1 protein-coding gene is annotated in these 255 nt (G+C 58.8%); it reads left to right on the top strand.

The genetic code is table 11. The annotated features are described in order from the left end of the window. A partial coding sequence (locus ACN8M7_RS26000; RefSeq protein WP_490262633.1) for a multinuclear nonheme iron-dependent oxidase occupies positions 1 to 255 on the top strand: 255 nt, incomplete at both ends.

Raw genomic sequence — 255 nt, 5'->3', positions numbered from 1 at the left:
AGACTACCTACGACAGCTCAAGCAGCTGGCGGATCGGGTGCAGCCTCAGTGGGTGTCTGATCACCTGTGCTGGAGTCGAGGCAACGCCCATCAACTTCACGATCTGCTACCGCTGCCGTTTACCCAGGAGAGCCTGCTGCATGTCGCGGCCCGGGTGCGCTTGGTGCAGGATGTTTTGGAACGTCCCATCGTGCTGGAGAACGTTTCCTCCTACGTGCAGTGGACAACATCCAGCATGAGCGAGTCTCAGTTCCT

Source organism: Pseudomonas spartinae (genome assembly GCF_965197125.1).
GTDB classification, from domain to species: Bacteria; Pseudomonadota; Gammaproteobacteria; order Pseudomonadales; family Pseudomonadaceae; genus Aquipseudomonas; species Aquipseudomonas composti_A.
This window is presented reverse-complemented; position numbering and strand designations above follow the sequence as displayed.